Origin of the sequence: Pseudomonas sp. IPO3774 (genome assembly GCF_013386835.1) — a bacterium.
GTDB lineage: Bacteria > Pseudomonadota > Gammaproteobacteria > Pseudomonadales > Pseudomonadaceae > Aquipseudomonas.
Map to the genome: position 1 here is coordinate 181,849 of NZ_JACAQY010000005.1, position 22,834 is coordinate 204,682.

At 61.8% G+C, this 22,834-nt stretch carries 22 protein-coding genes and 1 riboswitch; of the genes, 17 read left to right on the forward strand and 5 right to left on the reverse strand.

The annotated features are described in order from the left end of the window. Window positions 1–4 precede the first annotated feature (4 nt). The 6 genes from HYE77_RS02530 to HYE77_RS02555 all read left to right on the forward strand — a co-directional run bounded on the left by HYE77_RS02530 (window position 5) and on the right by HYE77_RS02555 (window position 6,894). Window positions 5–601, forward strand: coding sequence for a tRNA-uridine aminocarboxypropyltransferase (locus HYE77_RS02530; protein ID WP_003210735.1), 597 nt, complete (start codon window positions 5–7; stop codon window positions 599–601). A gap of 100 nt (window positions 602–701) precedes the next feature. Then, window positions 702–1,604 (forward strand): cysteine synthase CysM, encoded by a 903-nt coding sequence (gene cysM / locus HYE77_RS02535; RefSeq protein WP_003210736.1) that lies wholly within the window; start codon window positions 702–704, stop codon window positions 1,602–1,604. Next, the gene (rlmD, locus tag HYE77_RS02540) at window positions 1,604–2,956 is read left to right on the forward strand and encodes a 23S rRNA (uracil(1939)-C(5))-methyltransferase RlmD (protein WP_177068364.1); all 1,353 of its coding nucleotides are present in this window, start codon (window positions 1,604–1,606) and stop codon (window positions 2,954–2,956) included. The genes cysM and rlmD overlap by 1 nt, the downstream gene beginning before the upstream one ends. Before the next feature lie 136 nt (window positions 2,957–3,092). Next, window positions 3,093–5,336, forward strand: coding sequence for a GTP diphosphokinase (relA, locus tag HYE77_RS02545; protein WP_003210738.1), 2,244 nt, complete (start codon window positions 3,093–3,095; stop codon window positions 5,334–5,336). A gap of 153 nt (window positions 5,337–5,489) precedes the next feature. Continuing rightward, window positions 5,490–6,323 carry a nucleoside triphosphate pyrophosphohydrolase gene (gene mazG, locus HYE77_RS02550; RefSeq protein ID WP_008438185.1) on the forward strand — a complete coding sequence of 278 codons (834 nt, stop codon included), beginning with the start codon at window positions 5,490–5,492 and terminating at the stop codon, window positions 6,321–6,323. Between the two features lie 25 nt (window positions 6,324–6,348). Next, the gene (locus tag HYE77_RS02555; RefSeq protein WP_003210740.1) at window positions 6,349–6,894 is read left to right on the forward strand and encodes a DUF2058 domain-containing protein; all 546 of its coding nucleotides are present in this window, start codon (window positions 6,349–6,351) and stop codon (window positions 6,892–6,894) included. Between the two features lie 188 nt (window positions 6,895–7,082). On the opposite strand, the gene HYE77_RS02560 is transcribed toward HYE77_RS02555, so the two are convergent. The 4 genes from HYE77_RS02560 to purM all read right to left on the reverse strand — a co-directional run bounded on the left by HYE77_RS02560 (window position 7,083) and on the right by purM (window position 9,955). After that, entirely contained in the window at window positions 7,083–7,271 is a 189-nt protein-coding gene (locus tag HYE77_RS02560; RefSeq protein ID WP_008438187.1) for a hypothetical protein, read from the reverse strand. A gap of 253 nt (window positions 7,272–7,524) precedes the next feature. Further along, window positions 7,525–8,238: a DUF3108 domain-containing protein gene (locus HYE77_RS02565; protein WP_003210742.1), complete on the reverse strand. Its 714-nt coding sequence runs from the start codon at window positions 8,236–8,238 to the stop codon at window positions 7,525–7,527. An 8-nt stretch (window positions 8,239–8,246) separates the two neighbouring features. Continuing rightward, window positions 8,247–8,897 (reverse strand): phosphoribosylglycinamide formyltransferase, encoded by a 651-nt coding sequence (gene purN, locus HYE77_RS02570; RefSeq protein WP_087694819.1) that lies wholly within the window; start codon window positions 8,895–8,897, stop codon window positions 8,247–8,249. After that, on the reverse strand, window positions 8,897–9,955 hold the full coding sequence (gene purM, locus HYE77_RS02575; protein ID WP_003210744.1) for a phosphoribosylformylglycinamidine cyclo-ligase: 1,059 nt from the start codon (window positions 9,953–9,955) through the stop codon (window positions 8,897–8,899). The genes purN and purM overlap by 1 nt, the downstream gene beginning before the upstream one ends. Window positions 9,956–10,314: 359 nt before the next feature. Here purM and HYE77_RS02580 point away from each other — a divergent pair, with 359 nt between their 5' ends. The 5 genes from HYE77_RS02580 to HYE77_RS02600 all read left to right on the forward strand — a co-directional run bounded on the left by HYE77_RS02580 (window position 10,315) and on the right by HYE77_RS02600 (window position 14,934). Beyond that, complete coding sequence (locus tag HYE77_RS02580; protein WP_003210745.1) at window positions 10,315–11,355, forward strand: DUF2066 domain-containing protein; 1,041 nt, start codon at window positions 10,315–10,317, stop codon at window positions 11,353–11,355. Between the two features lie 53 nt (window positions 11,356–11,408). Next, window positions 11,409–12,482, forward strand: a complete 1,074-nt coding sequence (locus HYE77_RS02585; protein WP_003210746.1) for an AI-2E family transporter — start codon at window positions 11,409–11,411, stop codon at window positions 12,480–12,482. A 217-nt stretch (window positions 12,483–12,699) separates the two neighbouring features. Next, on the forward strand, window positions 12,700–13,404 hold the full coding sequence (gene hda / locus HYE77_RS02590; protein WP_003210747.1) for a DnaA regulatory inactivator Hda: 705 nt from the start codon (window positions 12,700–12,702) through the stop codon (window positions 13,402–13,404). A 213-nt stretch (window positions 13,405–13,617) separates the two neighbouring features. Then, the gene (locus HYE77_RS02595) at window positions 13,618–14,247 is read left to right on the forward strand and encodes a C40 family peptidase (protein WP_003210748.1); all 630 of its coding nucleotides are present in this window, start codon (window positions 13,618–13,620) and stop codon (window positions 14,245–14,247) included. 144 nt (window positions 14,248–14,391) lie between these two features. Next, window positions 14,392–14,934, forward strand: a complete 543-nt coding sequence (locus tag HYE77_RS02600) for a C40 family peptidase (RefSeq protein WP_003210749.1) — start codon at window positions 14,392–14,394, stop codon at window positions 14,932–14,934. A gap of 133 nt (window positions 14,935–15,067) precedes the next feature. On the opposite strand, the gene HYE77_RS02605 is transcribed toward HYE77_RS02600, so the two are convergent. Then, on the reverse strand, window positions 15,068–16,381 hold the full coding sequence (locus HYE77_RS02605; protein WP_003210750.1) for a sorbosone dehydrogenase family protein: 1,314 nt from the start codon (window positions 16,379–16,381) through the stop codon (window positions 15,068–15,070). Between the two features lie 99 nt (window positions 16,382–16,480). Next, window positions 16,481–16,718, forward strand: a riboswitch (cobalamin riboswitch). 79 nt (window positions 16,719–16,797) lie between these two features. Here HYE77_RS02605 and cobO point away from each other — a divergent pair. Genes cobO through HYE77_RS02635 form a run of 6 tightly spaced genes read left to right on the forward strand, consistent with a single transcriptional unit; the run spans window position 16,798 to window position 22,779 of the window. Then, on the forward strand, window positions 16,798–17,409 hold the full coding sequence (cobO, locus tag HYE77_RS02610; RefSeq protein WP_177028528.1) for a cob(I)yrinic acid a,c-diamide adenosyltransferase: 612 nt from the start codon (window positions 16,798–16,800) through the stop codon (window positions 17,407–17,409). Beyond that, complete coding sequence (locus HYE77_RS02615) at window positions 17,406–18,797, forward strand: cobyrinate a,c-diamide synthase (protein WP_087694821.1); 1,392 nt, start codon at window positions 17,406–17,408, stop codon at window positions 18,795–18,797. The genes cobO and HYE77_RS02615 overlap by 4 nt, the downstream gene beginning before the upstream one ends. Beyond that, window positions 18,794–19,444, forward strand: coding sequence for a 5,6-dimethylbenzimidazole synthase (gene bluB, locus HYE77_RS02620; protein WP_003210753.1), 651 nt, complete (start codon window positions 18,794–18,796; stop codon window positions 19,442–19,444). Before HYE77_RS02615 ends, bluB begins: the two co-directional genes overlap by 4 nt. Next, a complete protein-coding gene (gene cbiB / locus HYE77_RS02625) occupies window positions 19,441–20,349 on the forward strand; it encodes an adenosylcobinamide-phosphate synthase CbiB (protein WP_177028527.1) in 909 nt (302 codons plus the stop codon). Before bluB ends, cbiB begins: the two co-directional genes overlap by 4 nt. Continuing rightward, a complete protein-coding gene (gene cobD / locus HYE77_RS02630) occupies window positions 20,342–21,331 on the forward strand; it encodes a threonine-phosphate decarboxylase CobD (protein ID WP_177028526.1) in 990 nt (329 codons plus the stop codon). Before cbiB ends, cobD begins: the two co-directional genes overlap by 8 nt. Continuing rightward, a complete protein-coding gene (locus HYE77_RS02635; protein WP_177028525.1) occupies window positions 21,328–22,779 on the forward strand; it encodes a cobyric acid synthase in 1,452 nt (483 codons plus the stop codon). The genes cobD and HYE77_RS02635 overlap by 4 nt, the downstream gene beginning before the upstream one ends. Window positions 22,780–22,834: the final 55 nt, after the last annotated feature.

Here is a 22,834-nt window from a genome sequence, read left to right on the forward strand (position 1 = left end):
ACCCATGTCCAGACCCCAATGCTCCCGCTGCCTGCGGCCCACCACCCATTGCCTGTGCGCGCTGATTCCCCGGCTGGATAGCCGAACCCGGGTGTTGCTGTTGCAGCATCCGAGTGAGGTCAATCACGCCTTGAATACCGCGCGGTTGGCGGCGCTTGGCTTGGTGAATGCGCAGTTGGTGGTGGGGGAGGTGTTTGAGGATTTGCAGGCGTTGTTGAATCCGCCGGGTTATCAGGCGCGTCTGTTGTTTCCGGACGAAAATGCCCAACCCTTGCAGGCCTATACGCCATCCGACGAACCGTTGCTGCTGGTGGTGCCGGACGGCACCTGGCGCAAGGCGCGCAAGTTGCTGCACCTCAATCCTTTATTGGCGGCGCTGCCTCGGGTGACGCTGGCGGAAGGCGCCGTGTCCCGTTATCGGCTGCGCAAGGCACCGGGGCCCGGGGCGTTGTCGACGGTGGAGGCCATCGTGCAGGCGTTGCAGGTGCTTGAAGCGCCCACCTCATTTGAGCCGCTGCTGAAACCGTTCGAGGCATTGATCGAAGGACAGATTGCCGCGATGGGCGATGAAGTGTTCCAGAGAAACCACGGCCCCGCCTGACTTATTCCATTAAGCGATAAGCACCACACTTTGCGTGATATGGCCCGCCAGCCTTTCCCGGTATGATAGTCGCCCCCGCAGTCTGGATTGCGAATACGCCATGACCTTGCAGTACCCCACCATCGCCGATTGCGTCGGCAACACCCCGCTGGTCCGCTTGCAGCGCCTGCCGGGCAACACCAGCAATACCTTGTTGCTCAAGCTCGAAGGGAACAACCCGGCCGGCTCGGTCAAGGACCGCCCGGCGTTGTCGATGATCACCCGCGCCGAGTTGCGTGGGCAGATCAAGCCCGGCGACACCCTGATCGAAGCCACCTCCGGTAACACCGGGATTGCCCTGGCCATGGCCGCGGCGATCAAGGGCTACAAGATGGTCCTGATCATGCCCGACAACGGCAGCGCCGAGCGCAAGGCGGCGATGACCGCCTACGGCGCCGAGTTGATCCTGGTCACCCAGGAAGAAGGCATGGAAGGCGCCCGCGACCTCGCCGAGCGTATGGCTGCCGAAGGCCGTGGCCTGGTGCTGGACCAGTTCGCCAACGGCGACAACCCCGAGGCGCACTACACCACCACTGGCCCGGAAATCTGGCGCCAGACCCAGGGCACCATCACTCACTTCGTGAGTTCGATGGGCACCACCGGCACCATCATGGGCAATTCGCGCTACCTCAAGGAGCAGAATCCCGAGATCCAGATCGTCGGCCTGCAACCGATGGAAGGCGCAGCGATCCCGGGGATCCGTCGTTGGCCCGAAGAGTACTTGCCGAAGATCTACAACGCGGCTCGCGTCGATCGCATCATCGACATGGCCCAGCGTGAAGCCGAAGACACCACCCGCCGCCTGGCCCGTGAAGAAGGGATCTTCTGCGGCGTGTCGTCCGGTGGCGCCGTGGCCGGGATGTTGCGCTTGTCCCAGGAGTTGGAAAACGCGGTGATCGTCGCGATCATCTGTGACCGTGGCGACCGTTACCTGTCGACCGGCATTTTCGACGCGCCCAACTGATGGCCAAGCACGAGAGAGGCCTGCGCTTCCAACCGACGGGCGGCAGCCGGGCCCCACAGATTCCCGTAGGCAAGAAGCAGCGCCTGACCATCGAGCGCCTGGCCAACGACGGCCGTGGCATTGTGTTCTTTGAAGGCCGCACCTGGTTTGTCGTGGGTGCGCTGGCCGGTGAAGAGGTGGAAGCGCGGGTGTTGGGCGCCCACGGCAAAGTGGTCGAGGCGCGCACCGAGCGCGTATTTACCGCCAGCGAACTGCGCCGTCCGGCACCCTGTGTGCACGCCGGCCGTTGCGGCGGTTGCAGCCTGCAACACTTGCCCCATGACGAACAACTCGCCCTGAAACAGCGCATGCTCGCCGAGCAATTATCCCGTGTGGCAGGTGTCAAACCCCAGGAGTGGGCCGCGCCTTTGAGCGGGCCGGAATTCGGCTATCGTCGCCGCGCCCGCGTGGCCGTGCGCTGGGATGCCAAGGCGAAGAAACTCGAGGTCGGCTTTCGTGCCGTGGCCAGCCAGGACATCGTCGCCATTGACGATTGCCCGGTGCTGGTACAGGCCTTGCAACCGATCATGCAGCGTTTGCCCAACATGCTGCGGCGCTTGAGCAAGCCTCAGGCGTTGGGGCATGTGGAATTATTCAGTGGTTCGTCGATTGCCGTGTTGTTGCGACACATGGCGCCCTTGTCCGAAGCGGACCTGACGATCCTGCAGGAATTTTGCACGTTCCATGAAGCCCAACTGTGGCTGCATGGCGAGGGCCAGCCGCAACCGGTCGAACCAGACCAGGCCTTGGGCTATCGTCTGGAACCGTGGGATTTGCAGTTGGCGTACCGCCCGGGAGACTTTGTGCAGGTCAACGCCGGGGTCAACCAGGCGATGGTCGCCCAGGCGCTGGATTGGCTGGCGCCAAAGTCCGACGAGCGGGTGCTGGATTTGTTTTGTGGCTTGGGCAACTTCGCCTTGCCGCTGGCCCGCCAAGTGCGGGAAGTGGTGGCGGTGGAAGGCGTGCAGGCCATGGTGGACCGGGCGGCACAGAATGCCGTCAGCAATAATTTGCATAATGTTCAGTTTTTTCAGGCCGATTTGTCCCAGCCTTTGACCGACGCGGAATGGGCCAAACAGGGCTTTTCTGCGGTACTCTTGGACCCACCCCGCGATGGTGCCCTGGAGGTTGTGCGCAAGCTCGCTACCCTGGGGGCTGATCGCCTGGTGTATGTGTCCTGCAATCCGGCAACGCTGGCGCGGGACACGGTCGAGTTGGTCAAGCAAGGCTACCGGCTAAAACGTGCCGGGATCCTCGACATGTTTCCCCAGACGGCCCATGTCGAGGCCATGGCGTTATTTGAAGCGGGCTAGGATGCCCGTTTAATCCGACTGGCCTGCATCTCCTGGGCCTGTGACCTGCCAGGGAGCGTGCACAAGCTTTTTTTGTAAAGCAGGTCAGCGATGATTTTGACGCACTAAAAGGTGCGTCGTAGGGAAGGTAAGCAAGATGGTACAGGTGAGAGCACACCAGCCGATCAACACCGACGGCAGTATCAATCTCGAGGCATGGCTGGATCATGCCATCAGTGTCGACCCGGCACTGGACCGTGAAGCCTTGAAAGCAGCCTGCGAGTTCGCTCGTGAGTCTGAACAGCAAGACAATGCGGCGAAGAACCTGTGGGCCGAAGGCACTTCAAGCTTTCGCACCGGGTTGGAAATCGCCGAGATCCTCGCCGATCTCAAGCTCGATCAGGATTCGCTGATCGCGGCGGTGCTGTATCGCGGCGTGCGCGAAGGGCATATTCAACTGCCCACCGTCAGCCAGCGTTTCGGCACCGTGGTGGCCAAGCTGATCGACGGCGTGCTGCGCATGGCGGCGATCAGTGCCAGCCTCAGCCCGCGCCAGTCGATGGTGCTGGGCACCCAGGGCCAGGTGGAAAACCTGCGCAAGATGCTGGTGGCGATGGTCGACGACGTGCGCGTCGCCTTGATCAAGCTGGCCGAGCGTACCTGCGCGATTCGGGCGGTGAAAACCGCCGACGACGAAAAGCGCAACCGCGTCGCCCGCGAGGTGTTCGACATCTACGCGCCGCTGGCCCACCGCCTGGGCATCGGCCATATCAAGTGGGAACTGGAGGACTTGTCCTTCCGTTACCTCGAACCCGATCAATACAAACAGATTGCCACGCTGCTCCATGAGCGGCGGCTGGACCGTGAGCGCTTTATCGCCGACGTGATGAGCCAGTTACGCACGGAATTGCAGGCCACCGGCGTTGAAGCCGACATCAGCGGCCGGGCCAAACACATCTATTCCATCTGGCGCAAAATGCAGCGCAAGGGCCTGGCCTTCAGCCAGATCTACGACGTGCGCGCCGTGCGTGTGCTGGTGCCGGAAATGCGCGACTGCTACACCGCGCTGGGTATCGTGCACACGCTGTGGCGGCACATCCCCAAGGAATTCGACGACTACATCGCCAACCCCAAGGAAAACGGTTACCGCTCATTGCACACGGCAGTGATCGGCCCCGAGGGCAAGGTACTGGAAGTACAGATCCGCACCCACGCGATGCACGAAGAGGCGGAGCTGGGCGTATGCGCTCACTGGCGCTACAAGGGCACCGACGTCAAGGCCGGGTCGAACCAGTACGAAGAGAAAATCTCCTGGTTGCGCCAGGTGCTGGAGTGGCACGAAGAGCTGGGCGACATCGGCGGTTTGGCCGACCAGCTGCGGGTGGATATCGAACCTGACCGGGTCTACATCTTCACCCCCGACGGCCACGCGATCGACCTGCCCAAGGGCGCCACACCGCTGGATTTTGCGTACCGGGTGCACACCGAGATCGGCCACAACTGCCGTGGCGCCAAGATCAACGGGCGCATCGTGCCGCTCAACTACAGCCTGCAGACCGGTGAACAGGTCGAGATCATTACCAGCAAGCACGGTACGCCGAGCCGTGACTGGCTGAACCCGAACCTGGGCTACATCACCACGTCCAGGGCGCGGGCGAAGATCGTCCACTGGTTCAAATTGCAGGCGCGCGACCAGAACGTCGCCGCCGGCAAGACCTTGCTCGAGCGCGAATTGGCACGCCTGGGCCTGCCGCAGGTGGACTTCGACAAGCTGGCCGAAAAGGCCAACATGAAGATCGCCGAAGACATGTTCGCCGCCCTCGGTGCCGGCGATCTGCGCCTGGCGCAGTTGGTCAACCTGGCCCAGCAACTGGTTGAGCCGGAGCGGGGCAGCGAGCAGCTGGAACTGATTCCACGCAAGGCCACCGGCTACAAGCCGGGCAAGCGCGGCGATATCCAGATCCAGGGCGTCGGCAACCTGATGACGCAAATGGCCGGCTGCTGCCAGCCATTGCCGGGCGACGCCATCGTCGGTTACATCACTCAGGGCCGCGGGGTGAGCATTCACCGCCAGGACTGTGCCTCGGTGTTGCAACTGGGCGGGCGCGAGCCGGAGCGGATCATCCAGGTCAGTTGGGGCCCGGTGCCGGTGTTGACCTATCCGGTGGACATCATCATTCGTGCCTACGACCGTTCCGGGCTGCTGCGTGATGTGTCGCAGGTGCTGCTCAATGAGCGGATCAACGTGCTGGCGGTCAACACCCGCTCGAACAAAGAGGACAACACGGCGCTGATGTCCCTGACCATCGAGATTCCGGGGCTGGACGCGTTGGGTCGGTTGCTGGGGCGTATTTCCCAGTTGCCGAACATTATTGAGACCCGGCGTAATCGCACGCCATGAGTAGCTGGACGAGCGCGGACTGAAATGTGGGAGCGGGCTTGCTCGCGAAGGCGATGTGTCTGTCAAATATCAGGCAACTGACACGACGCCTTCGCGAGCAAGCCCGCTCCCACATTTGATCCTCAGCGTTCCCACTTCTGCGGAAAGAGACTGATGTATTCACTTGAAGACCTGCTGCACCTGATGAACCGCCTGCGCGACCCGCAATACGGTTGCCCGTGGGACATCAAGCAAACCTACGCCACCATCGTCCCCCACACCCTGGAAGAAGCCTACGAAGTCGCCGATGCGATCGAGCGCGGGGATTTTGATCACCTGCAAGGTGAGCTGGGCGACCTGTTGTTCCAGGTGGTGTATTACAGCCAGCTGGCGCGGGAAGAAGGGCGCTTCGAATTCGCCGGGGTGATCGACAGCATTACCCGCAAGTTGATTCGCCGTCACCCGCATGTGTTTCCCACGGGAGACTTGTACGCGCCGCTGGATATTCCGCAGCTGAGCGAAGAGCAGGTCAAGCAGCGTTGGGAAGAAATAAAGGCCGAGGAGCGTGCGGAAAAGTCCGACGTCCCACAGCAGTTATCCCTGCTGGATGATGTGCCCACGGCCTTGCCGGCGCTTTCCCGCGCCGCCAAATTGCAAAAGCGTGCCGGGCAGGTGGGTTTCGACTGGCCGGCCGCGTTGCCCGTGGTGGATAACGTGCGCGAAGAGCTGGATGAAGTGCTCGAAGCCATGGCCGATAACGACCCGGCAGCCATCGCCGATGAAGTAGGTGACCTGCTGTTTGCGGCGGTCAACCTGGCCCGTCACCTCCAGGTCGACCCGGAAGCAGCCTTGCGTTTAGCCAACGCTAAATTCGAACGACGTTTCCGATTTATCGAACAGGCATTGCGCGAGACCCACCGTCCCATAGAAGATTGCACCCTCGAAGAGTTGGACGCCCTGTGGGGCGAAGCCAAACGCCAGGAAAAGAATCTGTCCAGCTGCGGCTGAGCCGTTGCCCAAGTGAGTAAGCACCATGAGCATTTCCCTTCGCGACCAGTTGCTCAAAGCAGGCCTGGTCAACCAAAAGCAGGCCAAGCAGGTCGGCAAAGAGAAACAGAAACAGCAGCGCCTGGTGCATAAAGGCCAGGCCGAAGCGGACGACAGCCAGGCGCGCCTGGCCATCCAGGCGCATGCCGAAAAGGTCAAGCGCGACCAGGAGCTGAACCGTCAGCAGCAGGAAAAAGCCGAGGCCAAGGCCCGCGTTGCGCAGGTCAAGCAATTGATCGAAACCTCGCGCCTGCCCAAGCTGACCACCGAGGACTACTACAACTTCGTGGATGACAAGAAGGTCAAGCGCCTGTCGGTCAACACGCTGATGCGTAACAAGCTGAGCAACGGCTCCCTGGCGATCGTGCATCACGGTGGCGGTTACGAGGTGATCCCGCGCGAAGCCGCGCTGAAGATCCAGGAGCGGGCGCCAGAGCGCATCGTCCAGATGAACGTCCTGACCGAAAGCCAGGTGCCGGATGAGGATGATCCGTACGCCGCCTACCAGATCCCTGACGACCTGATGTGGTAATGCGTTAGAAACACACATTGTGGCGAGGGAGCTTGCTGTGGCGAGGGAGCTTGCTCCCGCTGGGGCGCGAAGCGCCCCCAAAATCCCAACCCCCAACCCCCAAAACACAAACCCCGCTCAAAAGGCGGGGTTTGTGTTTATAGACACTCCAGCTGCGTGGGGCTGGTTATCTACAGGATTTCAGAGTTTCAGGAGCTTTGCGCCTGGCGTTTCATCTCAAGGGTCTCGAGCTCGTTTTTATAATTATGAGCTTCGGTCTCGTCGTGAAACATGCCGACCAGCAGGTCTTGCTGGTGTACATCCCAGATGTGAATCCCGTGGGCTACTGCTTCATGGGACATATGTTCATCGTCGCGTTCAGTTACTTTTACAGTCATCTGCTTGCTCCAATCTCTGGTTGATCTGCGGCAAGGCGTCGCAGGCCTTTGTTATATGATTTGTTAGCTTGCTAAGTAAATAACCAGGAATTGCAACACACCTTTACAGAAACTGGAGTAATCCCGCGAGCCCACGGAAACCGCGACATTGCGTCGCAGGGCGCTGAGTTTTATGACAAAAGTTTCATGTTGGCGTCAGGCGACAGGCGAAAAAAAGCCCCGCGTACGCGAGGCTCTTTCATTGCGCAGAGGATCAGCTGCCTTTGACAGCCTTGCCGTCAACGGTACCGTCTTGCAGCATGATGTTGTATTCCTTGCCGTCAGTCTCGACCTGGCGCAGGGCAACCAGGATGCCGCCCCAGTCCTTGGCAAACCACATTTGGGTAATGCGCTTGCTTTGAGTCGGGTCACGCACGCGCTCGACCTTGATCGCATCGATGGAGCCGGCTTTGGTCTGGACCTTTTCCGGGCCGATCACGCGGAAGTCGTAGGTATCGACATCAGTGCCTTCGACGACGTTGTAGCTCATGCTTTTCTTGCCGGCTGCCACATCGCGCTGCAATGCCAACTGGTAGGTCGACTTGTCGAGCATGCCGCTTTGAAGGGCCACGTTGACCGGGTCCTTGTTTTCAAAGCCGGTGACTTTCTTGGCCGTCTGATCGAAGTCGAGGTTGATCTTCTTCGTCTTGCCCAGGCCACCGCGTTCGAAGGTGTAGCTCACCGGTTGCAGGGCGTCTTTGTCGAAGCGGATCACGCTGGTTTCAGTCAGGCTGGCGATCATCATGGAAGCCTTGAAATTCAAGGTCCAGCTGCCGTTGTCATTCTTGGTCAGGCTGCGTTCTGCCGAACCACTCATGGGCAACTGTTTCCAGTCGGCGGTGTAGCTGGCGGAGAAAGGGTGAAGGTCTGCCGCTTGCACGGCAGGCAAGGCGAACAGCGCAAAAGCGAAGAGCAGGGCGCGACGCATAAAGTCTCCTAGGTTCGAATCAAGTGGCCGCTGGCCGCAAGTAACTGACCGTCCAATAATGCACCGTGGTCGCCAAGAATCAACCGTCCCTCAGCGAACCAGCGAACAGCCAGCGGGTAAATCCTGTGTTCCTGGGCGTGAACCCGTTGCGCAAGCGTCTGCGCAGAGTCCGCAGACTCTACCGGAACTACTGCCTGTACGACCAGAGGCCCGCCATCGAGTTCCTCGGTGACAAAGTGCACGCTGCAGCCGTGCTCGGTGTCGCCGGCCTCCAGGGCACGCTGGTGGGTGTGTAACCCTTTGTATTTTGGCAGCAGGGACGGGTGGATATTCAGCAGACGCCCGTTGTAGTGACGCACGAAGTCAGCGCTGAGAATACGCATGAAGCCGGCCAGTACCACGAGTTTGGGGTTGAAGGCGTCGATCAGTTCGATCAAGGCGCTGTCGAAGGCCTCGCGGCCTTCGAAAGCCTTGTGATCCAGGGAGCGGGTGTCGATACCTGCGTCCCTGGCGCGTTGCAGGCCGTAGGCGTCGCTGCGGTTGGAAATCACCGCAGCGATGCGCACCGGGCTGTCGCCGGCGCGCGTGCTGTCGATCAGGGCCTGCAAGTTACTGCCGGTGCCGGAGAGCAGCACCACGACATCACAGGTTGCAGGCATCAGTGCGCCTTAAGGTTCTTCAGTTCAACCTGAGCCGCGCCTTCAGGGGCGGTAGCGATCTGGCCGATGACCCAAGGCTGTTCGCCGGCTTCACGCAATACGTTCAGCGCGCTTTCAACGTGCTCTTGAGCCACGCAGATGACCATGCCCACGCCGCAGTTCAGCACGCGGTGCATCTCGGTTTCGTTGACGTTGCCTTTCTCTTGCAGCCAGTCGAAGACTGCCGGGCGCTGCCAGCTGGCCACGTCGACAATCGCCTGGGCGCCTTCAGGCAGTACGCGCGGGATGTTGTCCAGCAGGCCGCCACCGGTGATGTGGGCCATGGCCTTGACCGCGCCGGTGTCCTTGATCAGCTTGAGCAACGGCTTCACGTAAATGCGGGTCGGGGCCATCAGCAGGTCGGTCAAGGGCTTGCCGTCGAGCTGGATGGTTTCGATGTCGGCGCCGGACACTTCGATGATCTTGCGGATCAGCGAGTAGCCGTTGGAGTGCGGGCCGGACGATGGCAGGGCCAGCAGGGCGTCACCGGCAGCCACCTTGGAACCGTCGATGATTTCGGATTTTTCGACAACGCCGACGCAGAAACCGGCCAGGTCGTAGTCTTCGCCTTCGTACATGCCTGGCATTTCAGCGGTTTCGCCGCCGACCAGGGAGCAGCCGGACAGTTCGCAGCCAGCGCCAATGCCGGTGACCACCTGGGTAGCGGTCTCGACGTTGAGCTTGCCGGTGGCATAGTAGTCAAGGAAGAACAGCGGCTCGGCGCCGCACACCACCAGGTCGTTCACGCACATGGCAACCAGGTCGATGCCGATGCTGTCGTGCTTGTTCAGGTTCAGTGCCAGGCGCAGCTTGGTGCCCACACCGTCGGTGCCGGAGACCAATACAGGCTGCTTGTAGCCGGCCGGGATCTCGCAGAGGGCGCCAAAACCGCCCAGGCCGCCCATGACTTCGGGGCGCGCAGTGCGCTTGGCGACGCTCTTGATGCGTTCGACCAATGCTTCACCGGCGTCGATGTCTACACCGGCGTCCTTGTAGCTCAGGGAGGGTTGCTTGCTCATGATCCAGGCCTTTAGGGGGGATTCAGGGGTAACGACCGAATGCGGCGGGTGTACCGAAACCTGAAGTTTCAGCACGGCCTGCCATTGACGGTCTGCGAAGGCGCGCGATTTTATCAGGCTTGAGGGGCAGCGGCCATCCTCGGGCCGACGGGCAGGGGCAATAGCTGTTAAAAAAATCGCTAATCGAGTCGGTCACAGGCCCTATTAAGGTATAGCCTTTAACTCGCTATCGTTATGACAGTACAAAAACTTGCCGAGACCCTGTGAATGTTTTGCCGGTCGCTGTGGTCACAGCCTTGCTCAACAGTGTTCACGCGGTCTGTTCCAACCGCTTATTTGCCGTTCGGGAATCTTCTTTCATGGGTCTGAGTAAATATTTTTTTGTGGGCTGCTTGTCGTTGGTCAGCCTGGCGAGTCATGCCGAAACCCTCAATGGTCTCTATCAGGTGCTGGAGCCGGTCAGCAGTCAGTCTCCCCAGGAGCGCGACCAGGCGACCCAGCGTGCCCTGCAAACCCTGGTGATCCGCCTGACCGGCGACGCCAAGGCCGCCGATGGCCCGGGCCTGGCGGCGATCCGCAAAGACCCGCAACAAATCATCAGTCAGTATGGCTACGACGCCGGCCCGCCGGAAAGCCTGCAGGTGGATTTCGACCCGGTCAGCACCGACCGCGCGTTGCGTGGCGCGGGCCTGGCGCTGTGGGGCAGCAATCGGCCATCGATCCTCGGTTGGTGGCTGAACGATTCCGTCGAAGGCAGCAGCCTGGTCGGTGATGGCCAGGCCGTCGCCCAGCCGCTGCGCCGCGCGGCCCAGCACCGTGGTTTGCCTTTGCGCCTGCCGCTGGGTGACCTGGACGAACAAATCGTCGCCACCGCCCCGAATCTTGAAAGCCCTGACGCCACACCGCTGCGCGCCGCGTCCGAGCGTTATGGGGCCGATGCCTTGCTGGCGGTGCATGCTCGCGAAGATGGCGGCCAATGGTCGGCCAAATGGCGCCTGTGGCTGGGGGATAAAAGCGAGCAGGGCACCGCCACCGGCACTGATACTGCCGCATTGGCTGACGCTGTGCTGCTGGCCGTCAGCGAACGCCTGGCACCACGCTTTGCGGTCAAGGCCGGCGCTGCCACCAGTGATCAGTTGCTGGAAGTGCAGGGCATGAATCTCGAGCATTACGCCGCCCTCGGCCATCTGCTGGAACCGTTCGGTGCCCAGCCAGTGCGCGTGGACGGCACTCGCATCGTTTATCGGGTGAATGGCAGCGCCGAGCAGCTGCGCACCCAGTTGAGCCTGGCCAAGTTGCAGGAAATCCCGGCAGGTGAAGCTCCGGCTCCGCAGCCGGTGGTAGAAGGCGCGCAACCGGCACCGGTCGAGCCGACGCCGCAGCTACGTTTTCATTGGTAAGTGTTCTTCCTTCTTATATAGAAGCAGGAAGCAAATAACAGAGGGAGTGGTTTATGGCGGATACGCGTCGTTGGGTGTGGCTTGGCGGGATTGTCCTGCTGTGCGTTTTTGTGTTCCTGCTGCATTCGATCCTGACGCCGTTCCTGGTCGCGTTACTGCTGGCCTACCTGTTCGATCCGGTGGTGGATCGCCTGGAAAAGATCGGCCTGTCACGTACCTGGGGCGTGGTGGCGGTGTTTGCGTTGTTCACCTTGATCATCACGGCGCTGGTCCTGGTGCTGGTGCCGATGTTGGCCAAGCAGTTGTTCAAGCTCTATGAGCTGGCGCCGCAGATGCTCGACTGGCTGCAACACACGGCCATGCCGTGGGCGCAGGCCAAGCTGGGGTTGGCAGACGGCTTCTGGAAGTTCGACAAGGTCAAGGCGGCCATCAGCGAGCACATGGGCCAGACCACCGACATTGTCGGCGTGGTGCTGAGCCAGGCGACGGCGTCGAGCCTGGCGCTGATTGGCTGGCTGACCAACCTGGTGCTGATCCCGGTCGTGGCGTTCTACCTGCTGCGGGACTGGGACATCATGATGGCCAAGATCCGCGGCCTGCTGCCGCGCGACCGTGAGGAGCGCATTGTCTCCCTGGCCGAGGAGTGTCATGAGGTGCTCGGCGCCTTCGTCCGTGGCCAGTTGCTGGTGATGCTGGCGCTGGGGATCATCTACGCGGCGGGGTTGATGGCGATCGGCCTGGAACTGGGGCTGTTGATCGGCCTGATCGCCGGCCTGGCAGCCATCGTGCCTTATATGGGCTTCGTGATTGGTATCGGTGCGGCGCTGGTGGCCGGGTTGTTCCAGTTCCACGGCGACCTGTACCCGATGCTCGGGATTGTCGCGGTGTTCATGGTCGGCCAGGCCCTGGAAGGCATGGTGCTGACGCCATTGCTGGTGGGCGACCGGATCGGCCTGCACCCGGTGGCGGTGATCTTTGCGATCCTGGCGGGCGGCGAGCTGTTCGGCTTTACCGGCATCCTGCTGGCGCTGCCGGTGGCGGCGGTGATCATGGTGCTGGTGCGCCATGTGCACGACTTGTACAAGGACTCGGACATGTACGCCGGAACCGACGAACCGGAGTTATAACCGCAGCATCACAAACCCGGCTCAAGGCCGGGTTTGTCATTTATCGGCTCTGGCGTTTCGCCATTGCGTCAAACATTCCTCACCAAATCCAGCAAGTTAACGCAAACCTTTGATTTTGCTTGTGGTCTGCTGCATTGTGCGCCCGGCGTCACGGGTATAAACTTTGCAAACTTTACACAGAGGTCACTAACGGTTCGATTGGAACCGTTCAGTCAGCATGAAACCGATTCAGCTGCCCCTAGGTGTGCGTCTGCGTGACGACGCCACCTTTATCAATTACTACCCAGGCGCCAATGCCGCTGCACTCGGCTATGTCGAGCGGCTCTGCGAAGCCGACGCCGGGTGGACCGAAAGCTTGATCTACCTCTGGGGCAAGCACGGCGTGGGGCGTACCCACTTGTTACAGGCCGCTTGCCTGCGCTTCGAACAGATGGGTGAACCGGCGGTGTACCTGCCGCTGGCGGAGCTGCTGGACCGCGGTATCGAGATCCTCGACAACCTTGAACAATACGAACTGGTCTGCCTGGACGATTTGCAGGCAGTGGCGGGGCGGGCAGATTGGGAAGAGGCACTGTTCCATCTGTTCAACCGCTTGCGTGACAGCGGCCGGCGCTTGTTGATTGCCGCCTCCACCTCGCCACGTGAGCTGCCGGTGAAGCTGGCGGACTTGAAGTCGCGGCTGACCCTGGCGCTGATTTTCCAGATGCGCCCGTTGTCCGACGAAGACAAACTGCGGGCCCTGCAACTGCGTGCTTCGCGCCGCGGGTTGCACCTGACCGATGAAGTCGGGCATTTTATTCTCACTCGCGGTACACGCAGCATGAGCGCACTGTTCGACTTGCTCGAACAGCTCGACCAGGCTTCCTTGCAAGCCCAGCGCAAGCTGACTATTCCCTTCCTCAAAGAAACCCTGGGCTGGTAGCCAGCCCTTTAAAACCGGGGCTTTCGGCAAATTACAGGCGCCAGAAAACCTGCGTTTGGGCCGTTTTGGCCACGCAAATGGCTGGCATAGGGTGTTAAGGGCTTAGATGTCATAGTCCAAACAAGAAGTCACATAGATCACGATTGAATTTGCAAATCGATGTGATAGAAGGCATAGTCTCGGCTTCTTTACACATCAGCCACGGTCGTGCCCATGCTAAATCGCTTCGCACCCCTCGTGCCTCTCGCACTCGTTACCCTGTTGTTTGGTTGCGCCACCCACACTCAAAACGTGGCTGAGCAGCAAAAACCAGTACAGCAGTCCCAGGCAAAATTCGTTGCGTCGCAGTCTTCCACTGTTTATCAGGAAGAGATCGCAACTGAAAAAGAACTCGCCGACTTCGCCGGCGCCAAGCCTTACCAGCTTCCCGTTCTGGCCGACAGCATTCTCGAACGCGGCATGTCCCTGATCGGTACCCGTTACCGTTTCGGCGGTACCTCTGAAGCCGGTTTCGACTGCAGCGGTTTCATCGGCTACCTGTTCCGCGAGGAAGCCGGCATGAATCTGCCGCGTTCCACCCGCGAAATGATCAACGTGGATGCACCGTTGGTCGCGCGGAACAACCTCAAGCCCGGTGATCTGCTTTTCTTTAGTACGGCTGGCCGTGGTCGTGTCAGCCACGCCGGTATCTACCTGGGCGACAACCAGTTTATCCACTCCAGCAGCCGCCGCAGCGGTGGTGTGCGAGTCGACAACCTGGGTGATAGCTACTGGAGCAAAACCTTCATCGAAGCCAAGCGCGCCCTGGCGATGGCCCCGACTACCGTTACCGCCAGCAAGTAAAGTTAAAGTGATACTTGAAGTTTGACGTGTAAGCGCTAGAATCCCTGGACATTGTTGTAAATTGATCGCGCGAGCTTTGCTTGCGCGTTCTGTTTTTCAACGTTCGGCAGCGAAAGCCGCATCCAGATCAGGATTGTTCTGCCCATGTCGACCTCGGCCCGCCTAATTCTTCTCGTTTGCGCCGCGCTGCTCAGCGCCTGCGCAAGCCGTCCACCGCCTGCTCCCGTGGCCGTCAAGCCCAAGCCGGTGTTCAACACCTATGCCACCCAAAGTTTCTCGCCTGCGGCCGAAGACGTGCTTTTTCGTGCGCTGGGCCTGGTCGGCACGCCTTATCGCTGGGGCGGCAATACGCCGGACTCGGGGTTTGATTGCAGTGGCTTGATCGGTTTCGTCTACCGTGACGCGGCGGGCATCTCCTTGCCACGTACCACTCGCGAGCTGATCGTGATGCGCGCCCAGGACGTGAGCGAAAACAACCTGCAGACCGGTGACCTGATCTTCTTCGCCACGGGTGGCGGCTCGCAGGTCAGCCACGCCGGGATCTACGTGGGAGAAGGGCGCTTTGTGCATGCGCCGCAAACCGGCGGTACGGTGAAGCTGGACACGCTGTCCAAAGCCTATTGGCAAAACGCCTACCTGAGCGCCAAGCGTGTGTTGCCAGCCGAGCACCTGGCACGAAACCCCTAGGAAAACACGAAACCAAATGTGGGAGCGGGCTTGCTCGCGAATGCGGTGGATCAGTCGACAACAAGCTGACTGACACACTGCATTCGCGAGCAAGCCCGCTCCCACATTTGTTTTGCGGTGTTTGCGAAGCTGGCTATTTAGCCGCCGACACTCGCCACACCTTGTTCCCCACGTCATCCGCCACCAGCAAATCCCCCTGCTTGTCGATCACCACGCCGACCGGGCGGCCCATGGCTTTCTCGTCGCTGTCGAGGAACCCGGTCAGCACATCCACCGGCTGGCCTTTGGGTTTGCCGCCTTCAAACGGCACGAAGATCACCTTGTAGCCACTGTGTGGCTTGCGGTTCCACGAACCATGCTGGCCGATAAACGCGCCATTGCTGAATTGCGCCGGTAGCTTGCTGCCCTCGGCAAAGGTCAGTCCCAAGGAGGCTGTGTGCGGGCCTACCGCGTAGTCCGGGGCAATCGCCTTGGCTACCAGTTCCGGGTTCTGCGGACTCACCCGCACATCCACGTGCTGGCCGTAATAACTGAAGGGCCAGCCATAGAACGCGCCATCCTTGACCGAGGTGATGTAGTCCGGCACCAGGTCGCTGCCGATTTCATCGCGCTCATTGACCGCCGTCCACAGCTTGCCGCTTTGCGGTTCCCAAGCCATGCCGTTGGGGTTGCGCAGGCCGGAGGCGAAGATGCGGTGCTGGCCGGTAGCACGGTCCACTTCCCAGATCGCGGCGCGGCCTTGTTCGGCTTCCAGGCCGTTTTCCGCGACGTTGCTGTTGGAGCCCACGCTGACGTACAACTTGCTGCCGTCCTGGCTGGCGACCACGTTCTTGGTCCAGTGATGGTTGATGCTGCCGCCCGGCAAGTCGGTCACCGTGGTGCCGGCTTCCTTGATCGAGGTTTCGCCTGGCTGATAGGGGAAGCGCAGCAGCTTGTCCGAATCGGCCACATACAGGTCGCTGCCCACCAGTGTCATGCCGAACGGCGAGTTCAGGTTCTCCAGGAACACCGTGCGGGTTTCGGCTATGCCGTCGTGGTCGGCGTCCCGCAGCAGGGTGATGCGGTTGGGGCTCGGCACGGCGGCCCCGGCGCGGCCCATGACTTTCTCCATCACCCAGCCACGAATACCCTTGGAATCGTCCGGCTTGGGTGGCGCATTGGTTTCTGCCACCAGCACATCGCCATTGGGCAGCACATACAGCCAGCGCGGATGGTCCAGGCCTTCGGCAAACGCCGCTACTTGAGTGCCTGCCGCCGCCGTTGGCTTGGTGCCTTCGGGCCAGCCGATGGCCGGGGCGATATTCACCGTGGGGATCAGGGTTTTATTCGGTTCCGGCAGTTTGGGCGAGGGCCCGGTGCCGTCGGACACTTGCAGGGTAGAGCTTTCGCCGCAGGCGGCGAGGGTGCCGGCGAGCATGATCAGTAGGGCAAGTCGGGTCTTGTGCATGGTTTTCTCCTTAATACCTGTAGCGGTAGAGGCACGCAGCGGCCCGATGGTTCACGCGCATGTCCGGCTTTAATTGACGCTCCACCCCCAACCCACTAACCTTCGCGGCTTGTTTCAGGTGCTCTGTGGCGTACGCGCCGACTGAGTGAAACAGGGAAGCCGGTGAGTGAGCGCATTTTTCTACAGTGCTGCCACGATCCCGGCGCTGCCCCCGCAACGGTAAATGAGTCAAGACGGTGCCTTAAGCCACTGTATCGCCCGCGATATGGGAAGGCGCACCTTCGGCATCCAATGCCACTCATGAGCCCGGAGACCGGCCTGATCCATCCAACAGCATCACGGTGGGCGATGCTTGGCTGTCTGTATGTGTCTTTTTCCTGCCCGCCGTTTTTGTCCAGCCCCAACGGAGAGCTGCCATGACTGAATCCCCCGATCGTGACGAACGCCACCTGGCGCGCATGCTGCGCAAAAAAGCCGTGATTGACGAGCGCATTGCCAATTCACCGAACGAGTGCGGGTTGCTGCTGGTGCTTACCGGCAATGGCAAAGGTAAGAGCAGCTCGGCCTTTGGCATGCTGGCCCGGGCCATGGGCCACGGCATGCAGTGTGGCGTGGTGCAGTTCATCAAGGGCCGCAACAGCACTGGCGAAGAACTGTTCTTCCGCCGTTTCCCCGAGCAGGTGCGCTTCCACGTGATGGGCGAAGGTTTTACCTGGGAAACCCAGGACCGCGCCCGCGACATCGTGGCCGCCGAAGCCGCCTGGGTGGTCTCCCGGGAAATGCTGCAGAACCCGGCCATCGGCCTGGTGGTGCTGGATGAACTGAACATCGCCCTCAAGCACGGCTACCTCGACCTGGACCAGGTACTCAGCGACCTGCAGGCCCGCCCGCCGATGCAACACGTGCTGGTTACCGGCCGTGGCGCGAAACCCGAATTGATCGAAATGGCCGACACCGTAACTGAAATGGGCATGCTCAAGCATGCGTTCCAGGCGGGTATCAAGGCGCAGAAAGGCATCGAACTTTGAATCAGCCCCGTCACTGTCCTGCTGTGCTGATCGCCGCACCGGCGTCCGGCCAGGGCAAAACCACCGTCACCGCCGCGCTCGCCCGTTTGCACCGCAACCTGGGGCGCAAGGTGCGAGTGTTCAAATGCGGCCCGGACTTTCTCGACCCGATGATCCACGAGCGCGCCAGTGGTGCGCCGGTCTATCAATTGGACATGTGGATGGTCGGCGAGCAGGAAAGTCGCCGATTGCTGTGGGAAGCGGCGGGGGAAGCCGACCTGATCCTGATCGAAGGCGTGATGGGCCTGTTCGACGGCACGCCGTCCAGCGCCGACCTGGCGCGGCATTTTGGCGTGCCGGTACTGGCGGTCATCGATGGCACGGCCATGGCCCAGACGTTCGGTGCCCTGGCATTGGGCTTGGCGCGTTACCAGGCGGACCTGCCGTTTGCCGGCGTGCTGGCCAACCGCGTCGGCACGCTGCGCCATGCGCAACTGCTTGAAGGCAGCCTGACCGAAGGCCTGCGTTGGTACGGCGCACTGTCCCGGGAAACCGGGATCGAATTGCCCAGCCGCCACCTTGGCCTGGTGCAGGCCAGCGAATTGAACGACCTCGACCTGCGCCTCGACGCCGCCGCCCAGGCCCTGGGCAGCAGCTGTGAGGTAGCGCTGCCACCGCCGGTGGAATTCGCTGCGCCCGAGGTAATCGAGGCCCAACCGTTGCTGGCCGGCGTGCGCATCGCCGTGGCCCGCGACGAAGCCTTCGCGTTTACCTACGGCGCCAGCCTCGACCTGTTGCGAGCGATGGGCGCCGAGCTGCGCTTCTTTTCGCCGATTCGTGATCGTGCATTGCCCGAAGCTGACAGCCTCTACCTGCCCGGCGGTTATCCGGAATTGCATCACCAGGCGCTGTCGGAAAATACCGCGATGCTCGACGCCATCCGCGCCCACCACGCTGCTGGCAAGCCACTGCTGGCCGAATGCGGCGGCATGCTCTATCTGCTGGACTCGCTCACTGATGTCGACGGCACCCGTGCCGAACTGGTCGGCCTGCTCCAGGGCGACGCCGTGATGCAAAAGCGTCTGGCGGCACTGGCCCTGCAAAACGTCGAACTGCCCGAAGGCCTCTTGCGCGGTCACACCTACCATCACTCGCTGACCAGCACCGAGTGGCAGCCGATTGCCCGGGGCCTGAGCCCGAATGGCGGGCGCGGTGCCGAGGCGGTTTATCGTCAGGGCCGGATGACGGCTTCCTACGTGCACTTTTATTTCCCGTCCAACCCGATGGCGGTGGCTGCCTTGTTTGCGCCAAGCCTTGAGACCGCCATCGCAGGCAAGCCCGCTCCCACAGTTGACCGAGTTGAAACGCAATCTACTGTGGGAGCGGGCTTGCCCGCGATGAGGCCATGACTGACAACGCCTTTCCGGAAGCCGACCGCGAAGCCGTCTACCGCGCTATCGCCGAACGCCGCGACATGCGGCACTTCAGCGGTGGCAGCGTGGCGCCGCAATTGCTCCATCGCCTGCTGCAAGCCGCGCACCAGGCGCCGAGCGTCGGCTTGATGCAGCCCTGGCGTTTTATCCGCATCAGCGACCGCAACCTGCGCGGCCAGATCCAGCAGCTAGTGGAAGAAGAACGCGTACGCACCGCCGAGGCTCTCGGCGAGCGCTCCGACCAGTTCATGAAGCTCAAGGTCGAAGGCATCAACGATTGCGCCGAAGTGCTGGTGGCTGCCTTGATGGACGACCGCGAGCGGCATATCTTCGGGCGCCGCACCTTGCCGGAAATGGACATGGCATCGTTGTCCTGCGCGATTCAGAATCTATGGCTGGCGGCTCGTGTCGAAGGGCTGGGCATGGGCTGGGTCTCGCTGTTCGAGCCCCAGGCTCTGGCCGATCTGCTGGGCCTGCCGCCCGGTGCCAAGCCGTTGGCCGTGTTGTGCCTGGGCCCGGTGGCCGAGTTCTACCCGGCACCGATGTTGCAGCTCGAAGGCTGGACCGAACCACGGCCGCTGAGTGACATGTTGTACGAGAATGTTTGGGGAGTGAGTCAATGAGTGTGGCCTTGCTGAGTGTCGCTGCCGTGGCGCTGGATGCGCTGCTGGGCGAGCCCAGGCGCTGGCATCCGCTGGTGGCGTTCGGCAATTTTGCCGGGCGCATCGAGCAACGATTCAACTCCGGCGGTCGGGGCTGGCGCAGCCATGGCGTCACCGCCTGGGTGATCGCGGTGGTGCCGCTGACCCTGCTGGCCACGGCGCTGTCGTGGGCGCCCTACATCGGCTGGGTCCTGGAAATCCTCGCATTGTATTGCGCCCTCGGCATGCGTAGCCTCGGCGAGCACGTGCTGCCGGTAGCGCAAGCATTGCGCAGCGATGAACTGGACGAGGCACGCAAACGCGTCAGCTACCTGGTCAGTCGCCAGACCAGCGAGCTGGACCGCACTGAAGTTGCCCGTGCGGCCACCGAATCGGTGCTGGAAAACGGCAGCGATGCGATATTTGCTGCGCTGTTCTGGTTTGTGGTCGCTGGCGTGCCCGGCGTGGTGCTCTATCGTCTGAGCAACACCCTGGACGCTATGTGGGGCTATCGCAATGAGCGCTTTGAACGTTTTGGCTGGGCCGCGGCGAAGATTGACGACGTGCTCAACTACATTCCCGCACGCCTGGTGGCGTTGACCTACGCGCTGCTGGGCAAAACCCGCCTGGCCCTCAAATGCTGGCGCACCCAGGGCCCGACCTGGGACAGCCCCAACGCCGGCCCGGTGATGGCTGCGGGTGCCGGTGCCCTTGGCGTGGAGTTGGGCGGTGCAGCGATTTATCACGGCGAGCTGCACCAGCGCCCGCCACTGGGCGAAGGCCCGCCGGCGGATGCGGATTCCATCGAGCGTGGCTGGCAACTGGTGCAACGCGGCGTGTGGCTGTGGTTGCTGATCCTGTGTGTGGGGGCTGAGTTTTATGCTTGAGCACGGTGGCCGCTTGCGCAAGGCGGCGATGCAGTACGGCATTCCAGAAGCAGACTGGCTGGACCTGTCCAGCGGCCTGGCGCCGTGGCCGTTCCCGATTCCGGACATCCCTCTGCGGGCCTGGGCGCGCCTGCCTGAAAACGACGACGGCCTGGAGCAGGCTGCCTGTGAATATTACGGCACGCCCCATGTATTGCCGGTGGCCGGCTCCCAGGCCGCGATCCAGTTATTGCCGCGCCTGCGCCGGGCCGGCAAGGTCGGTGTGCTGTCGCCGTGTTACGCCGAACACGCTGAAGCCTGGCGTCGCGCCGGCTACATCGTGCGCGAAGTGCTGGAGCAGGAAGTCGACTTCTTCCTCGACAGCCTCGACGTGCTGGTGGTGGTCAACCCCAACAACCCCACCGGCCTGAGCCTGACGCCGCAACGCCTGCTGGACTGGCATGCTCGCCTGGCCCAACGCGGCGGCTGGCTGGTGGTGGATGAAGCCTTCATGGACATCACCCCGCAACTGAGCCTGGCGGGCCAGGCCCATCAAGTCGGTCTGATCGTGCTGCGCTCGTTCGGCAAATTCTTCGGCCTGGCCGGAGTGCGGCTGGGGTTCGTGCTGGCCGAGCGCAAGCTGCTCAAGCTGCTCGCCGAACAGGTGGGGCCGTGGGCCGTCAGCGGGCCGACGCGGGTGCTTGGGCAAGTATGCCTGCGCGATACCGCCGGCCATGCGCAACAGCGGCTGCGTTGCGAATCGGCCAGCCAGCGCCTGTTTGATGTGCTTGAACGCCACGACTTGCGGCCCCAGGGCGGCTGCGCGTTGTTCCAGTGGATGATCACGGACCGGGCTGAGCAGCTGCATGAATTCATGGCCCAGCGCGGCATTCTGCTGCGCTTGTTTGTCGACAACAGCAGCCTGCGTTTCGGCCTGCCGGATACCGAGGCCGACTGGTTACGGCTGGAACAGGCGCTGAGCGCCTACAGGGAAGCCTCATGAGTACCTTGATGGTGCAGGGCACCACCTCTGACGCCGGCAAAAGCACGCTGGTGACCGCACTCTGCCGCTGGCTGGTGCGCCAGGGCATCCCGGTGGTGCCCTTCAAGCCGCAGAACATGGCGCTCAACAGCGCCGTGACTGCCGAAGGCGGCGAGATCGGCCGGGCCCAGGCGGTGCAGGCCCAGGCCGCGAACCTGGCGCCCCATACCGACATGAACCCGGTATTGCTCAAGCCTAACAGTGACACGGGCTCCCAGGTGATTATCCATGGGCGCGCCGTGACCACCATGAATGCGGTGGCCTATCACGATTACAAAGCCATCGCGATGCAGGCGGTGCTTGCCTCCCATGCGCGCTTGAGTGCGGCGTATCCGGTGGTGATGGTCGAGGGTGCGGGTTCACCGGCCGAGATCAACCTGCGGGCGAATGATATTGCCAACATGGGCTTTGCCGAGGCAGTGGACTGCCCGGTACTGCTGATTGCCGACATCAATCGTGGCGGGGTGTTTGCGCACCTGGTGGGTACGCTGGAATTGTTGTCGCCGACCGAACAGGCGCGGGTCAAAGGCTTCATCATCAACCGGTTTCGCGGGGATATTGCGCTGTTGCAGCCGGGGCTGGATTGGCTGGAAGCGCGCACGGGCAAGCCGGTGGTGGGGGTGTTGCCGTATGTGATGGATTTGCACCTAGAGGCCGAGGACGGCATCGACCAGCGCCAGATCGACAAGGCGGCGCAGGTGCTCAAGGTGGTGGTGCCGGTGTTGCCGCGGATCAGTAATCACACGGATTTTGATCCGTTGCGCTTGCACCCGCAGGTGGATTTGCAGTTTGTGGGGCCGGGGCAGGCGATTCCTTCGGCGGACCTGATTATTTTGCCGGGCTCGAAGAGTGTGCGCAGTGATTTGGCGTATTTGCGGGCCAACGGGTGGGACACGGCCGTGGCGCGGCACTTGCGGTATGGCGGGAAGGTGCTGGGGATTTGTGGTGGGTTGCAGATGCTCGGGGAGCAGGTGCATGACCCGCTGGGTTTGGAAGGGCCTTGTGGTTCTAGCGCTGGGCTGGGGTTGTTGGCGTTCAGTACGACCCTGGAGGAGGAGAAGCAGCTGCGTAACGTGCGGGGGCGGTTGTTGCTGGAGGAGGCCGAGGTGAGTGGGTATGAGATCCACGCGGGTGTAACCAGTGGCGCTGGCTTGGTGCGGGCTGCGGTGCAGTTGGACGATGGGCGCCTGGATGGGGCTCAGAGTGAGGATGGGCAGATCCTTGGGACCTATTTGCATGGATTGTTTGAGGCTCCGGCGGCCTGTAGTGCTTTGTTGCGTTGGGCCGGGTTGGAAGATGTGCAAGAGGTGGATTATCACGGGTTGCGGGAGCGGGATATTGAGCGGTTGGCGGATCTGGTAGAGCGGCATTTGGATACTGGGTTACTGCGTTCGTTGTGTGGGGTTTGAGTTGTTTGTAATGGACCGTGTACATATCCGTTGCTGCGGTAACGGCCGCTTATGG

What these genes read in the sequence shown, in the direction of transcription:
- cobD (WP_177028526.1), top strand. Translation starts at nt 20,342, where the DNA reads ATGCTTGAGCACGGTGGCCGCTTGCGCAAGGCGGCGATGCAGTACGGC.
- cobO (WP_177028528.1), top strand. Translation starts at nt 16,798, where the DNA reads ATGACTGAATCCCCCGATCGTGACGAACGCCACCTGGCGCGCATGCTG.
- HYE77_RS02605 (WP_003210750.1), bottom strand. Translation starts at nt 16,381, where the DNA reads ATGCACAAGACCCGACTTGCCCTACTGATCATGCTCGCCGGCACCCTC.
- HYE77_RS02555 (WP_003210740.1), top strand. Translation starts at nt 6,349, where the DNA reads ATGAGCATTTCCCTTCGCGACCAGTTGCTCAAAGCAGGCCTGGTCAAC.
- HYE77_RS02595 (WP_003210748.1), top strand. Translation starts at nt 13,618, where the DNA reads ATGCTAAATCGCTTCGCACCCCTCGTGCCTCTCGCACTCGTTACCCTG.
- HYE77_RS02600 (WP_003210749.1), top strand. Translation starts at nt 14,392, where the DNA reads ATGTCGACCTCGGCCCGCCTAATTCTTCTCGTTTGCGCCGCGCTGCTC.
- purN (WP_087694819.1), bottom strand. Translation starts at nt 8,897, where the DNA reads ATGCCTGCAACCTGTGATGTCGTGGTGCTGCTCTCCGGCACCGGCAGT.
- rlmD (WP_177068364.1), top strand. Translation starts at nt 1,604, where the DNA reads ATGGCCAAGCACGAGAGAGGCCTGCGCTTCCAACCGACGGGCGGCAGC.
- hda (WP_003210747.1), top strand. Translation starts at nt 12,700, where the DNA reads ATGAAACCGATTCAGCTGCCCCTAGGTGTGCGTCTGCGTGACGACGCC.
- bluB (WP_003210753.1), top strand. Translation starts at nt 18,794, where the DNA reads ATGACTGACAACGCCTTTCCGGAAGCCGACCGCGAAGCCGTCTACCGC.
- cysM (WP_003210736.1), top strand. Translation starts at nt 702, where the DNA reads ATGACCTTGCAGTACCCCACCATCGCCGATTGCGTCGGCAACACCCCG.
- HYE77_RS02560 (WP_008438187.1), bottom strand. Translation starts at nt 7,271, where the DNA reads ATGACTGTAAAAGTAACTGAACGCGACGATGAACATATGTCCCATGAA.
- HYE77_RS02585 (WP_003210746.1), top strand. Translation starts at nt 11,409, where the DNA reads ATGGCGGATACGCGTCGTTGGGTGTGGCTTGGCGGGATTGTCCTGCTG.
- relA (WP_003210738.1), top strand. Translation starts at nt 3,093, where the DNA reads ATGGTACAGGTGAGAGCACACCAGCCGATCAACACCGACGGCAGTATC.
- HYE77_RS02565 (WP_003210742.1), bottom strand. Translation starts at nt 8,238, where the DNA reads ATGCGTCGCGCCCTGCTCTTCGCTTTTGCGCTGTTCGCCTTGCCTGCC.
- HYE77_RS02530 (WP_003210735.1), top strand. Translation starts at nt 5, where the DNA reads ATGTCCAGACCCCAATGCTCCCGCTGCCTGCGGCCCACCACCCATTGC.
- cbiB (WP_177028527.1), top strand. Translation starts at nt 19,441, where the DNA reads ATGAGTGTGGCCTTGCTGAGTGTCGCTGCCGTGGCGCTGGATGCGCTG.
- mazG (WP_008438185.1), top strand. Translation starts at nt 5,490, where the DNA reads ATGTATTCACTTGAAGACCTGCTGCACCTGATGAACCGCCTGCGCGAC.
- purM (WP_003210744.1), bottom strand. Translation starts at nt 9,955, where the DNA reads ATGAGCAAGCAACCCTCCCTGAGCTACAAGGACGCCGGTGTAGACATC.
- HYE77_RS02635 (WP_177028525.1), top strand. Translation starts at nt 21,328, where the DNA reads ATGAGTACCTTGATGGTGCAGGGCACCACCTCTGACGCCGGCAAAAGC.
- HYE77_RS02580 (WP_003210745.1), top strand. Translation starts at nt 10,315, where the DNA reads ATGGGTCTGAGTAAATATTTTTTTGTGGGCTGCTTGTCGTTGGTCAGC.